The organism is Agreia sp. VKM Ac-1783 (assembly GCF_900177765.1).
Lineage (GTDB): Bacteria > Actinomycetota > Actinomycetes > Actinomycetales > Microbacteriaceae > Agreia.
Genome location: NZ_FXWI01000002.1, coordinates 344492 through 356071, shown reverse-complemented (window position 1 = coordinate 356071; position 11580 = coordinate 344492). Strand labels below are relative to the sequence as shown.

Here is an 11580-nt window from a genome sequence, read left to right as displayed (position 1 = left end):
CGCGCCATCCTCCAGCCTAGTGAATGTTGACGGCACTCTGGCCGCGTTCCGGTTGGTACTCCCTGGGATCAGGCGTAGGATCGGCGACGTTCAGCGAACGGGCACCCAGGTCGGGGCCCACAAGGCGTCCATCCCCGCTCGCGAAAGGAATCAGAACGATCATGGCTTTGGAGAACGACACCCGCGCTCCCGATTTCGACCTCGCCAACCAGTTCGGCGAGCGAATCCGGTTGAGCCAGTTCCGCGGCAAGAAGGCCGTGGCTCTCGTCTTCTTCCCTCTCGCATTCTCCGGAACCTGCACGAGCGAACTCTGCGCACTCGAAGAGAACCTCAACCTCTTCAAGGACAACGACGTCGAGCTTCTCGGCATCTCGGTCGACTCCAAGTCCGCATTGCGTTCGTGGGCCGAGGTGCAGGGCTATGACTTCACGCTGCTGGCTGACTTCTGGCCGCACGGTGCCGTCGCCAAGGAGTACGGCGTCTTCCTCGACGGCAAGGGCTTCGCGAACCGTGCGACCTTCCTCATCGACATCGACGGCATCATCCGAGAGAGCTTCATCACCGCCCCCGGAGAGGCTCGTTCGATCGAGGCCTACAGGGCAGCTCTCGACGAGATGCGGTCAGTCGCGGCCTGAGTCGACGCATGCCCGCATGGACAGAGCACGTCATCTGGTGGCACATCTACCCATTGGGCTTCGTCGGAGCTGACACCACGTCGAATACGCACGTGCCCGTCGAGCATCGACTCGGCGAGATCGTGCCGTGGCTCGGTGACGTCGTCGATCTCGGCGCGAACGGCCTCGCTCTCGGGCCGATCTTCGACTCCGAGACCCACGGTTACGACACGATCGATCACCTTTCGATCGATCCGAGACTGGGTGATGACGGCGACTTCGATGCGCTCGTGGCGGCGTGCCGCGAACGCGGCATCCGCCTGCTCCTCGACGGCGTCTTCAATCATGTCGCCCGCAGCAACCCCCTCTGGCAGGCCGCGGTCGCGGCCGGCCCGGGTTCGGCCGAGGCGGCATGGTTCCGTCTCGACGCAGATCAGGCGCCCGACGCCGAGCTGAAGCCGGCCGTCTTCGAGGGCCACGGCCATCTCGTCGAACTCGACCTCGCGCATCCGCCCGCTGCCGATTATGTGACGCGCGTTATGCGGCACTGGCTCGACCGCGGTGCTGACGGCTGGCGGCTCGACGCGGCGTACGCCGTGGCACCGGATGCCTGGCGGCCGATCCTCGACGCGGTCCGCTCGACGCATCCCGACGTGTGGATCGTGGGAGAGGTCATCCACGGCGACTACGCCGCCATCGTCGACAAGTCCGGCATGGATTCCGTGACCCAGTACGAGCTGTGGAAGGCGATCTGGAACTCGCTGAACGAGAAGAACTTCTTCGAACTGGCGTGGTCGCTGGAGCGGCACCAGGAGTTCGTGGAGCGTTTCGCGCCGCTCACTTTCGTGGGAAACCACGACGTCACCCGCATCGCGTCGCTCATCTCCGACAGCCGACATGCACAGCTCGCGCACGCTCTCCTGTTCTTCCTGCCCGGCGTTCCGAGCGTGTACTACGGCGACGAGCGCGGCCTGACCGGCGTGAAGGAAGACAGGGCCGGGGGAGACGACGCAGTGAGGCCGGAGGCCGACCGAGGTGCGTCGGAATGGCAGCGCAACGAGGTCTTCGAGCTGCACCAGCGGTTGATCGCCTTCCGTCGCCAGCACGCGTGGCTGCACGACGCGCGCATTGAGGTGGTCGAACTGGCGAACGAGACGCTTCTGCTCGAGGCAACGGCACGCTCAGGTGAGGGCAGCGCGACGCTGGCGATCAATCTGACGGACGACGAGGTCACGCTTCGCGGAAACAGGGTGCCCGCCCACGGATACGCCCTGGCGGACTGACCGCCGGATTCCGGCTTTGCGCCGCGAGCGTGTAATCTGTTCACCGCACGAAGATGAGTTTTCTCGTGATGCAGGGGCCTTTAGCTCAGTTGGTAGAGCGCCACGTTTACACCGTGGATGTCATCGGTTCGAGCCCGGTAGGGCCCACCCCTGTTGCTCTGTCTGTTCTGTGCGCGCGCGATCGGTGATCCGAGCGTACATGTACATGTCCCGGGGGCGACCGTCGATTCGTTCCCACGCACGCAACAGGCCCTCACGCTCGTAACCGGCTTTCTCCGCCGCTCTCCACGAGCCGACGTTCCACGGCTCCACATACAACTCGAGCCGATCAAGATCGTGAAGTCTCAGCGACCAGGACGTCAGCGTGGCGAGCGCGTCCGCAGCGTATCCGCGTCTGCGCTCAGAAGGACCGACCCAGTACCCGATACTGGCGCGCGCGCCCGCGCCGTTCGTGAAGAAAAGGCCGATATGGCCGACGGCTCGATCGTCTTCGTTTGCGATCGCAAAGACGTAGCCTGCGCCTGATTCGACCCGCTGGTTCTGGCGCTCGATGAACGCCAACGCCTCAGGCTCGCCCGCCGTGTCGGGCACGGTCGTCAAAAGCGGGATCAGCGGATCATGGGATGCATCGCGCACGATCGCAGTATCGGACTGCCGCCACTCTCGAAGGCGTACGTGCTCTCCAAACAGCGTGGGGAGATGCAAGGGCACGGCGTTCATACGTTCATCACGCCCGCAGCAGCTCCGGGAGCGACGCCAGCGTCTGCAGCATCCGGCTCTCGGAGTCGACGTCGCCGGCAGCCGCGTAGAGTGCTGCTGCCTCTTCGAGTCGCAGACGCGCCTGCAGTCCATAACCGTCTTTGATGGCGTGCCCCGCGAGGAGCGTCGCCGCCCGAGCGCACCAGATGCCGTCTCGCTCTTCGTCTGACGAGGTGCGCAGCACCTGCGCGAGCGCCTGACCGCCTGATCGATCGGCGTCGTCGAACTCGTCTGTGGCCGTGCCGTAGAGCCGTTCACGCAGCGATTCGAGCACGTCGCCGAACGGTGCGTCGGTTGCGCCGAGCGACGACGTTCGGATGCCTCTGCCCGATACCGTCTCGAGTTGCCACGTGCCTGAGAGGGCCGAGAGCCGAACGGAGTACGGCGCCGCAACGTCGAACTCGATCGATCGCTCGCCGACCCTCTGCCAGGCAAGGTGCGCCGCATTCTCGGCTGCCCAGCGCATCAACTGGGCTGCAGCCTGCGCGTCGTTCATCATGGTGTTCTCCCGTTATTCGCCCCACTAATCGACGATAGCGAGAGCCCCCGACAGCCAGGCGTCACGACACCGCTTCACACTGAGACAGCGCGTCTCAACGCGAGGACCGCGTCGGTCATGACCACTGTTTCGCCCGACGGAGAGACGGCGTCGCGGTCGACCATGGCACTCGTCACTACGGTCCAATCGGACATCGATAGACCGAGACTCGCCAGCACGTCGTCTGGCACGGGCAACGGAGGGCCGTCGTGTCGGTGCGTCGACCACGGTGGGAAGGCTCCGTGTCCGACGATGAGCAGTACTCCAGACGGAGCCACGGCCGATGCGGCGCGCCGGAGAATCGCCTCTCGAGGAAGCTCGACGGGGGAGTGCAGGAAGTGCGCGGACACGAGGTCGAACTCGCCGTCGGGAATCCACGTCGCGAGATCCGCCTCGATCCACGAGATCCGATCGCCGAGATCCGCAGAGTCCGCAGTGAGGCGGCCTCGCTCCAGCGCGGTCGGCGAGATGTCGACAGCGGTGACGCTCCATCCGTGGTACGCCAGCCACAGCGCGTCACCGCCCTCGCCGCTGCCCAGGTCGAGGGCTCTCCCTGGAGTCAGTCCGCCGGCTTCGCGCTCCAGCGCCGCATTGGCGCGCCCACTCCAGGCCCTGTCGGACTCTCGGTAGCGCGACTCCCAGAAAGACGCCGGCGACTGCTGCTCGTGATCGGTCATGACACAACGATGGGTCGAGCGCATTCGCAGTGCAACTCGGCATGCGACTTCGGCAAGACGGATGCCCCGGGTTCTGCGAGGTGCGGGTGCCGGAGTCACACAGGCACCCCGCCGGTAGGCTGGGCAGGTGATGCACACGCTCCAGGATTTCGAGGCCGCCGTCGAACGGCTCTGGCCGACACGGTTCGCCGAAGACTGGGATCGTCCGGGACTCAGCACAGGAGACCCGACGCAGTCGGCCATGCGCGTTCACCTCGCCGTCGATGCCGTCGCAGAGACCGTCGACGAGGCGATCGAGCTCGGCGCCGATGTGCTCTTCGTGCATCACCCGCTTCTGCTTCGCGGAGTCACGTCCGTCGCCACCGACCGCTACAAGGGCGCCCTCCTCACCCGGCTCATCCGCTCGGGATGCGCCTTGGTCGCCGCCCACACCAACGCCGACATCGTCGACGATGGCACCTCCTCAGTGCTCGCGAAGCGGCTCGGACTCGAACTGTCCGAGCCCATCGTGGCCGGTGAGCGTGCCGGAACAGGGCTCGGCCGGGTCGGAGACCTCGCCGCGCCGACGACTCTCGGCCGGCTAGCACTCGCCCTCGGCGAGATCCTCCCGGCGACGGCCACGGGCATCCGGGTGTCGGGCGCCTACGAGCAGGAGATCTCTCGGGTGGCCCTCTGCGCGGGTGCCGGCGACTCTCTGCTGGCCGATCGTGCCGTCACGTCGGCCGATGTCTACATCACAAGCGACCTCCGCCACCATCCTGCGTCGGAGTCGAGACAGCAGTCGATGCTGTCGACCGGTCCCGCTCTCATCGATGTCTCGCACTGGGCGAGCGAGTGGATGTGGCTCGAGTCCGCAGCAGAAGCGCTCGCTGTGGAGTTGCCCGGCGCCACGTTCACGGTGAGCGAGCTGCGAACCGACCCGTGGGACTTCGTCGTCACCCAATAATCTCGTCCGCCTCGCCGTCACACGGCATCCACAACGCTCAGCCAAGGAAGGCACCCATGAAGGCACCGATCACCGAGCAGAGAGCACTTCTCGACCTGCAGGCTGCAGACACGCGACTCGATCAGCTCGCGCACACCGCCAAGACGCTTCCGCAGTCGCTCGCACTCGCAGAGCTCGCCAAAGACGTCGCGCGCTCACGCGCGCTGTCGGCTTCCATTCGCGGCGAGCTCGAAGACACCAAGGTCGAGATCGGCCGCGTCGAGTCAGACGTCGAGGTCGTGGCGGCACGTATCGCCCGCGACAGGGAGCGGCTGGCCATCAGCTCGTCGCCCAAAGACATCCAGGGTCTCGAACACGAGTTGGCCTCGTTGCTGAAGCGCCAGTCCGACCTCGAAGACATCGAACTCACGGTCATGGAACGTCAGGAGGAGATCGACGCTCGCTTTCAGGCTGCGTCCGCCCGCCTCGACGAGCTCCTGGTGACCGAGAAGGAGCTGACTGCCGACCGCGACGACAAGCTCGAGCAGATCAATGCCGAGATCGCTCAGGTGACCGAACGCCGAGCCCGCATCGCCTCTGCGATCAGTGCCGAGCTCGTCGCCCTGTACGACAAGCAGCGTTCGCGCTACGGAATCGGTGCGGCACTCTTGACCCGCGGCGTGTCTGGCGGAAGCCACGTCAAGCTGCACGAGTCCGACCTCGCGATCATCCGAGCGGCTGCGCCAGACGACGTGGTTCTCGACCCCGACAGCAACTGCATCCTCGTGCGCACGGAGGAGTCCGGCCTGTGATCTGCTGCGGCGTTCTGCCGTAGACTTCCACACGAATGGGTCGGTGAGACGGTCGCGTCAGTCGCGCATCTTCGGATGCTCGGCTGCCGAGGAACGTCCGGGCTCCACAGAGCAGGGCGGTGGGTAACACCCACCCGGGGCAACCCGCGAGACAGTGCCACAGAAAGTAGACCGCCTCAGGCTCACGCCTGCGGTAAGGGTGAAACGGTGGTGTAAGAGACCACCAGAGGCCAGGGTGACCTGGTCTGCTTGGTAAACCTCGCCCGGAGCAAGGTCAGACAGGGAACGATCGAGACTGCTCGTCGAGTTCCCGGGTAGACCGCTAGAGGGTTGCGGCAACGTAGTCCCGAGATAGATGGCCGTCACGGATCCGCGGCGACGCGGATCCGGACAGAACCCGGCGTACGGCCGGCCCATTCACCTCTCCGCCCGGCGGGCGCAGAGGGTCGCGTTAGAGCGCTGCGGCCGGATGCTCCTGGGGCGACTCCTCGGCGCCCGCGACCACGCGGGGCTGGGCCGCGAGGGCTGCCGCGCCGAGGATACCAGCGTTGTTGCGCAACACGGCGGGCACGATCTCGGTCGTCAGGTTGAGCATGGGCAGGAACTCCTGGTAATTCTTCGAGACACCGCCGCCGACGATGAAGAGGTCGGGGGAGAGCAGCTTCTCGAGCTCGGAGTAGTACTTCTGCAAGCGTTCGGTCCACTTCGACCAGGACAGATCTTCGCGCTCCTTGGCGGAGTACGCCGCCTTCAGCTCGTAGTCGCCGCCATCGATCTGCAGGTGTCCGAGCTCGGCGTTCGGCACGAGAACTCCGTTGTAGATGATCGCGGTGCCGATTCCGGTGCCGAGCGTCGTCATCATGACCAGACCCGACCGGTCGCGCGCCGCACCGAATCGCACCTCGGCGTAGCCCGCGGCATCCGCGTCGTTGACGAAGAAGATGTCTCGACCCAGGGCGTCTTCGAAGAGCTTCTCGGCCTCGAGGCCGATCCACTTCTTCGATACATTGGCGGCCGACATCGTGCGTCCGTTCCGCACGACGGCGGGGAAGCAGATTCCGATGGGCGCGTCTTCGGGCGCATCCGTCAGCTTCTCGAGGATCTTCGTGACCGTGCCGACGATGTCTTTCGGCTTGCCGCCCTCGGGCGTAGAGAGCTTGACCCGCTCGCTCAACAATTCGCCGGAGGCGAGATCGACGATCGCCCCTTTGATGCCGGTGCCACCGATATCGATGCCGATGGCCACGTCGGATGCGGTTGGGGTGCTCATGGTCGGTCTCCTCGAACTATCACCGCCGACGCGTCGGGCGCGCCTGTGCGTTTCGTATCGAGCCTAGGGCAGTTCGAGCACCTGCGGCGTTCGCGAAACTGGGCCTAGGATTTGTCGTAGCCGAAGCATGGACCATCGGAGGTCTGCGCGAGATCCCGGGAGTTGACATGTCGGAAGACGCTTCGAAGCAGTACTGGTACAACATGAAGACAGGCAAGGTCGAGCACGGCTACGAGTCTTCTGTCGTCGACCGAGTGGGACCGTTCGCCACCGAGGCCGAGGCGTCTCACGCTCTCGAGAAACTCCGCGCCAACAGCGCGAAGTGGGCCGAAGAAGAGGCTGAGGAGCAGCGCTGAGTCAGCGCCCGTCGTAGAGCCTCGTCACTCGTAGGAGTTCTCGGGGCCCGGGTAGCTGTGGTCCGCGACGTCTGAGCGGAACCGGGTCACGGCATCCGTCAGCACACCGCGAAGATCGGCGTACTGCTTCACGAACTTCGGAATGCGGCCCGTCGAGAATCCCGCGAAGTCGGTCCAGACGAGGAGTTGACCGTCGACGTGCGGCCCCGCGCCGACCCCGATAGTGGGGATCCGCAGCTTCTCGGTGACGAGTCGTGCCGCCTCGCTCGGCACCATCTCGAGAACGACGGCGAAGGCACCGGCCTCCTCGACAGCGAGCGCGTCTGCCATCAGCTGTTCGAGTCCTTCGCCTCGTCCCTGGATGATGTGACCCCCGAGTCCGTGCTCGCTCTGCGGGGTGAATCCGATGTGCGCCATCACCGGGATGCCGGCGCCGACGATGCGACGGATCTGTTCGACGCTGCGCACTCCGCCCTCGAGTTTGACGGCGTGAGCGTGGGTCTCTTTCATAAAGCGCACCGCCGTGTGCAGAGCTTCGAGTGGGCCGCTCTCGTAGGAGCCGAACGGCATGTCCGCGACCACGAAGGCCCGCTGAACGGCCAAGGCGACGGCGCGCGTCAGCGGAATCAACTCGTCGACCGTGACAGGCAGCGTCGTGTCGTAGCCGAAGACCGTGTTGCCCGCCGAGTCTCCGACGAGAAGAAAGTCAATGCCGGCTTCGTCGAAGATGCGAGCAGACAGCTGGTCGTAGCTCGTCAGCCCGGTGATCGGGGTTCCTGTCGCCTTCGCGTTCTGAAAATGGCGTGTGCGCACGCGCTTCGGGGCAGAAGGGGGCACTGACGGCGGCGTCTCTGACATCGTGCCAGTCTATCGACGCAGAGAGAAACACCCTGCGGGGCGCAGCCTGGCGAAGCGATCGATCACGGTATCGTGTGGCTGACTCGATAGTGACGGTGATGTGTAGTGATAAGAACAAGTCGGCTGCGAATGCCGTTCATCGCCCTTGTGGCCGGCGTAGTGCTGGCCTTGAGTGTGCCCAGCGCAGCGGCTGCTGCCGGCAGCGACGGATGCCCCAAACCATCGAGCGGTGACGCTACGTGCGGCGTGCTGACGGTTCCCGAGAACCGCTTGAACCCCGCCAGCCGAACGATCGACATCCCCTACGCGGTCATACCGGCGCGTGTGCAGCCGGCGACGGGCACTCCCGTGGTCGTCATGGCCCCCGGACTCGGCCAGTCAGCCGCGGCAGTCGGCCAGCACCTGTCTCGCGACCTCGGATTCGGCACGCACAGAGACGTCGTCGTGCTCGAGCAGCGCGGCGGGTCTGCCTCGACTCCAAACCTCGACTGCCCCGGCGCCACGAACGCATGGATCGATTCGTTCACGTCGACCGACGACACCGTCGAAGCCGAGGGAACCGCTGTCGGAATCGAACTCGCCGACTGTCTGGCCGACTTCAGCGCAGCCGGGGGAGACCCGAGCGGCTACACGATCGCCCAGACCGCGGCTGACGTGGTCGATCTGCGCAACAAGCTTCAGATTCCGGCGTGGACCCTGTTCGGCTCCGACTGGTCGTCGAAGGTGATGACGGCTGTGGCCGCACTCGACGCTGCAGGCAGCGACGCCGTCCTTCTCGACTCGTTCAGCCCGGCAGCCGCCGACATCAAGGGCGAGGCCTACGCCGGACTCACGACGTCGCTCGCCGAACTCTCCGCTCGATCCGGTGCCGAGGGAACCGACTACGCCGCCACGGTCGCCCGACTCGCATCCGACTTCGACGACGATCCGTTCAAGGGCCCGGTCAACAACCCGTTCACCGACAGGCAGCGTTTCGTCGAGCTCGAGGGCAACGACTTCGTGAGCCTCGTTCAGCAGTTGCTGACCGATCCCGCTGTCACCAGCACGCTGCCGCTGCTGTTCGATCGACTCGAAGCGGGCGACACCGGCGCCTTGGCTCCCTTCGTGGTGCTCGGCTCCGATGCCGTGGGCACCACGAACTGGGGTCAGTATCTGGTCTCGACCTGCCTCGACCAGAAGGCCAACTGGTCCGCCGATCCGGTAGCGCCCGAGTCGGCAGCGCCCGCCGAGGGCGAGGAACCGGTCGTTCCCGTCGACCCGCCACTGCTCGTCACGTACTCGCTCACCGACGCCGTCTGCGCCCAGTCCGGCATCGCCCCGGCCGGCGCCGAGCTGAGAGTAGCTCCGACGTTCACACAGCCCACGCTGATCCTCGCCGGATCGAACGACCCGATCACGCCGGCTGCGACCGCACAGGCCGCCGCGGCTTCGATAGCGGGAAGTCAGTTCGTGACGTTCACCGGCGCAGGCCATGAGGTCCTCGGCACGAGTGCGTGCGCGGCGAAGACCGCGGTCGCCTGGCTCGACAAGCCAGGCGACGACGTGTCATCCGTCTGCGACCACGACGACGCGACGACCCCTCTGGTCACCGCGTCATCCGTCCACGAGACGTCTCGAGCCGCGTCCGTCGTTCGCGCGGTAGACGAGGTGAACTGGTTCGAGCTGCTGATCCCGATCATCTTCTTCGGCTTCTGCGCCCTCTGGTTCGTCGGCTGGATCATCACCCTGATCGTGCGTGGCATCCAGCGTGAACGTCTCGGCCTGCTCATCGCGTCGGGAATCTCGCCCGTATCCGGCTTGGTGTTCGGCGCCATTCTGGCTCTCGGCATGGGCTCGGCGACGGCGTCGCAACCCGCGCTCGCCCTGGTGGGAGTTCCCTCGTACTTCCCCTATCTCGGTATTCTCCTCGCCGTCGGTCTCTTCGCACTGATCGTGGTCTGGAAGCTCGGCAGCAGAGGCGCAGCCCTTCTCGCATCGACCGGTGTCATCGTCTGGCTGGGCATGCTCGCCTGGTTCGCGTGGATCGTGCTCGTCCCGAGCTGACCCGTCAGATCGAGGGCGTGCACTAACCTGTAACTGGTTGAAAGACCCCGTTCGAAAGAGAGTCCCCATAGATGGATAAGCAGCGTGACTTCGTTCTTCGCACCATTGAGGAACGCGGCATCAAGTTCATCCGGCTCTGGTTCACCGACGTGGTCGGAACCCTGAAGTCAGTAGCCATCGCTCCGGCCGAGGTCGAAGGGGCGTTCACCGAGGGTCTCGGCTTCGACGGCTCCGCGATCGAGGGCCTCACTCGGTCGTATGAAGCGGACGTGCTGGCTCATCCCGATCCCACGACGTTCCAGATCCTTCCGTGGCGCGGCGAGATCGACCCGACCGCCCGCATGTTCTGCGACATCACCACACCGGATGGCCTGCCGGCCGTCGCCGATCCTCGCAACGTCTTGAAGCGCACGCTGGCCAAAGCGGCCGACCGCGGCTTCACGTTCTACACGCATCCCGAGATCGAGTTCTACCTGCTGAAGTCGTCGCAATACGGCGCCGCCGGTCCTGAGCCCGTCGACTCGGCCGGGTACTTCGACAACGTGCCCGGAGGCACCGCGCACGACTTCCGCCGCCGTTCCGTTCGCATGCTCGAAGACCTCGGCATCTCGGTCGAATTCAGCCACCACGAGGCTGGCCCCGGCCAGAACGAGATCGACCTGCGGTATGCCGACGCGCTGACCACGGCCGACAACATCATGACGTTCCGCACCGTGATCAAAGAGGTCGCCATCGAGCAGGGCGTCTATGCGACATTCATGCCCAAGCCTCTCGCTGGGCACCCCGGATCGGGAATGCACACTCACCTCTCGCTCTTCGAGGGTGACGGCAACGCCTTCTACGAAGCCGGGGCCGAGTACCAGCTCTCGAAGATCGGTCGTCAGTTCATCGCCGGCCTGCTGCACCACGCGCCGGAGATCACCGCCGTCACCAACCAGTTCGTCAACTCCTACAAGCGCCTCTGGGGCGGCGACGAGGCACCGAGTTTCGTGTGCTGGGGCCACAACAACCGCTCCGCGCTCGTGCGCGTGCCGCTCTACAAGCCCAACAAGGGCCAGAGCTCGCGCATCGAGTACCGCGCCATCGACTCGGCCGCAAACCCGTATCTCGCCTACTCGCTTCTTCTTGCTGCGGGCATGAAGGGCATCGAAGAGGGCTATGAGTTGCCGCCGGAGGCGGAAGACAACGTGTGGAGCCTGAGCGAGGCCGAACGCCGCGCGCTGGGCTACAACCCCCTTCCCGCCAGTCTCGACCGCGCCATCACGTTGATGGAAGGATCAGAGCTGGTCGCAGAGACGCTCGGAGAGCACGTGTTCGACTACGTGCTGCGCAACAAGCGCCAGGAGTGGCAGGCCTACCGGGCCCAGGTCACGCCGTTCGAGCTCAAGAGCAATCTGGAGATGCTCTAACACCAGGCTGAAAAGGGATGCGACGGGGTCGTCGCA

At 65.4% G+C, this 11580-nt stretch carries 12 protein-coding genes, 1 tRNA gene and 1 other RNA gene; 9 read left to right on the top strand and 5 right to left on the bottom strand.

Annotated features, from left to right (window positions below):
- Positions 1 to 161: 161 nt before the first annotated feature.
- The 3 genes from CCK87_RS06710 (at position 162) to CCK87_RS06700 (ending at position 2044) form a co-directional block, all read left to right on the top strand.
- Complete coding sequence (locus CCK87_RS06710) at positions 162 to 635, top strand: peroxiredoxin (protein ID WP_055781107.1); 474 nt, start codon at positions 162 to 164, stop codon at positions 633 to 635.
- An 8-nt stretch (positions 636 to 643) separates the two neighbouring features.
- Entirely contained in the window at positions 644 to 1897 is a 1254-nt protein-coding gene (locus CCK87_RS06705) for an alpha-amylase family glycosyl hydrolase (protein WP_086460665.1), read from the top strand.
- A gap of 74 nt (positions 1898 to 1971) precedes the next feature.
- A tRNA-Val gene (locus CCK87_RS06700) sits at positions 1972 to 2044 on the top strand.
- Here the strand turns inward: CCK87_RS06700 and CCK87_RS06695 are convergent.
- From CCK87_RS06695 to CCK87_RS06685, 3 genes are all read right to left on the bottom strand, one after another.
- A complete protein-coding gene (locus tag CCK87_RS06695) occupies positions 2018 to 2617 on the bottom strand; it encodes a GNAT family protein (RefSeq protein ID WP_086460664.1) in 600 nt (199 codons plus the stop codon). The genes CCK87_RS06700 and CCK87_RS06695 overlap by 27 nt on opposite strands.
- Before the next feature lie 7 nt (positions 2618 to 2624).
- Positions 2625 to 3155, bottom strand: coding sequence for a hypothetical protein (locus CCK87_RS06690; RefSeq protein WP_086460663.1), 531 nt, complete (start codon positions 3153 to 3155; stop codon positions 2625 to 2627).
- Between the two features lie 74 nt (positions 3156 to 3229).
- Positions 3230 to 3871: a class I SAM-dependent methyltransferase gene (locus CCK87_RS06685; protein ID WP_086460662.1), complete on the bottom strand. Its 642-nt coding sequence runs from the start codon at positions 3869 to 3871 to the stop codon at positions 3230 to 3232.
- Positions 3872 to 4001: 130 nt separating this feature from the next.
- Between CCK87_RS06685 and CCK87_RS06680 the strand changes: the two genes are divergently transcribed.
- The 3 genes from CCK87_RS06680 to rnpB all read left to right on the top strand — a co-directional run bounded on the left by CCK87_RS06680 (position 4002) and on the right by rnpB (position 6028).
- A complete protein-coding gene (locus CCK87_RS06680) occupies positions 4002 to 4817 on the top strand; it encodes a Nif3-like dinuclear metal center hexameric protein (RefSeq protein ID WP_086460661.1) in 816 nt (271 codons plus the stop codon).
- A 56-nt stretch (positions 4818 to 4873) separates the two neighbouring features.
- Positions 4874 to 5608, top strand: a complete 735-nt coding sequence (locus tag CCK87_RS06675) for a hypothetical protein (protein WP_086460660.1) — start codon at positions 4874 to 4876, stop codon at positions 5606 to 5608.
- A 36-nt stretch (positions 5609 to 5644) separates the two neighbouring features.
- Positions 5645 to 6028, top strand: an RNA gene (rnpB, locus tag CCK87_RS06670) — RNase P RNA component class A.
- Between the two features lie 31 nt (positions 6029 to 6059).
- Here rnpB and ppgK read toward each other — a convergent pair.
- Entirely contained in the window at positions 6060 to 6878 is an 819-nt protein-coding gene (ppgK, locus tag CCK87_RS06665) for a polyphosphate--glucose phosphotransferase (RefSeq protein ID WP_086460659.1), read from the bottom strand.
- Between the two features lie 167 nt (positions 6879 to 7045).
- On the opposite strand from ppgK, the gene CCK87_RS06660 reads away from it, so the two are divergent.
- The gene (locus CCK87_RS06660) at positions 7046 to 7234 is read left to right on the top strand and encodes a hypothetical protein (RefSeq protein ID WP_086460658.1); all 189 of its coding nucleotides are present in this window, start codon (positions 7046 to 7048) and stop codon (positions 7232 to 7234) included.
- Positions 7235 to 7258: 24 nt separating this feature from the next.
- Here the strand turns inward: CCK87_RS06660 and panB are convergent, their stop codons facing one another.
- Positions 7259 to 8092 (bottom strand): 3-methyl-2-oxobutanoate hydroxymethyltransferase, encoded by an 834-nt coding sequence (panB, locus tag CCK87_RS06655; protein ID WP_086460657.1) that lies wholly within the window; start codon positions 8090 to 8092, stop codon positions 7259 to 7261.
- A 129-nt stretch (positions 8093 to 8221) separates the two neighbouring features.
- On the opposite strand from panB, the gene CCK87_RS06650 reads away from it, so the two are divergent.
- Complete coding sequence (locus CCK87_RS06650) at positions 8222 to 10135, top strand: alpha/beta hydrolase (RefSeq protein ID WP_086460656.1); 1914 nt, start codon at positions 8222 to 8224, stop codon at positions 10133 to 10135.
- A gap of 71 nt (positions 10136 to 10206) precedes the next feature.
- Complete coding sequence (locus tag CCK87_RS06645) at positions 10207 to 11544, top strand: glutamine synthetase family protein (protein ID WP_044438472.1); 1338 nt, start codon at positions 10207 to 10209, stop codon at positions 11542 to 11544.
- Positions 11545 to 11580 lie beyond the last annotated feature (36 nt).

What these genes read in the sequence shown, in the direction of transcription:
- CCK87_RS06710 (WP_055781107.1), top strand. Translation starts at nt 162, where the DNA reads ATGGCTTTGGAGAACGACACCCGCGCTCCCGATTTCGACCTCGCCAAC.
- CCK87_RS06705 (WP_086460665.1), top strand. Translation starts at nt 644, where the DNA reads ATGCCCGCATGGACAGAGCACGTCATCTGGTGGCACATCTACCCATTG.
- CCK87_RS06695 (WP_086460664.1), bottom strand. Translation starts at nt 2,617, where the DNA reads ATGAACGCCGTGCCCTTGCATCTCCCCACGCTGTTTGGAGAGCACGTA.
- CCK87_RS06690 (WP_086460663.1), bottom strand. Translation starts at nt 3,155, where the DNA reads ATGATGAACGACGCGCAGGCTGCAGCCCAGTTGATGCGCTGGGCAGCC.
- CCK87_RS06685 (WP_086460662.1), bottom strand. Translation starts at nt 3,871, where the DNA reads ATGACCGATCACGAGCAGCAGTCGCCGGCGTCTTTCTGGGAGTCGCGC.
- CCK87_RS06680 (WP_086460661.1), top strand. Translation starts at nt 4,002, where the DNA reads ATGCACACGCTCCAGGATTTCGAGGCCGCCGTCGAACGGCTCTGGCCG.
- CCK87_RS06675 (WP_086460660.1), top strand. Translation starts at nt 4,874, where the DNA reads ATGAAGGCACCGATCACCGAGCAGAGAGCACTTCTCGACCTGCAGGCT.
- ppgK (WP_086460659.1), bottom strand. Translation starts at nt 6,878, where the DNA reads ATGAGCACCCCAACCGCATCCGACGTGGCCATCGGCATCGATATCGGT.
- CCK87_RS06660 (WP_086460658.1), top strand. Translation starts at nt 7,046, where the DNA reads ATGTCGGAAGACGCTTCGAAGCAGTACTGGTACAACATGAAGACAGGC.
- panB (WP_086460657.1), bottom strand. Translation starts at nt 8,092, where the DNA reads ATGTCAGAGACGCCGCCGTCAGTGCCCCCTTCTGCCCCGAAGCGCGTG.
- CCK87_RS06650 (WP_086460656.1), top strand. Translation starts at nt 8,222, where the DNA reads ATGCCGTTCATCGCCCTTGTGGCCGGCGTAGTGCTGGCCTTGAGTGTG.
- CCK87_RS06645 (WP_044438472.1), top strand. Translation starts at nt 10,207, where the DNA reads ATGGATAAGCAGCGTGACTTCGTTCTTCGCACCATTGAGGAACGCGGC.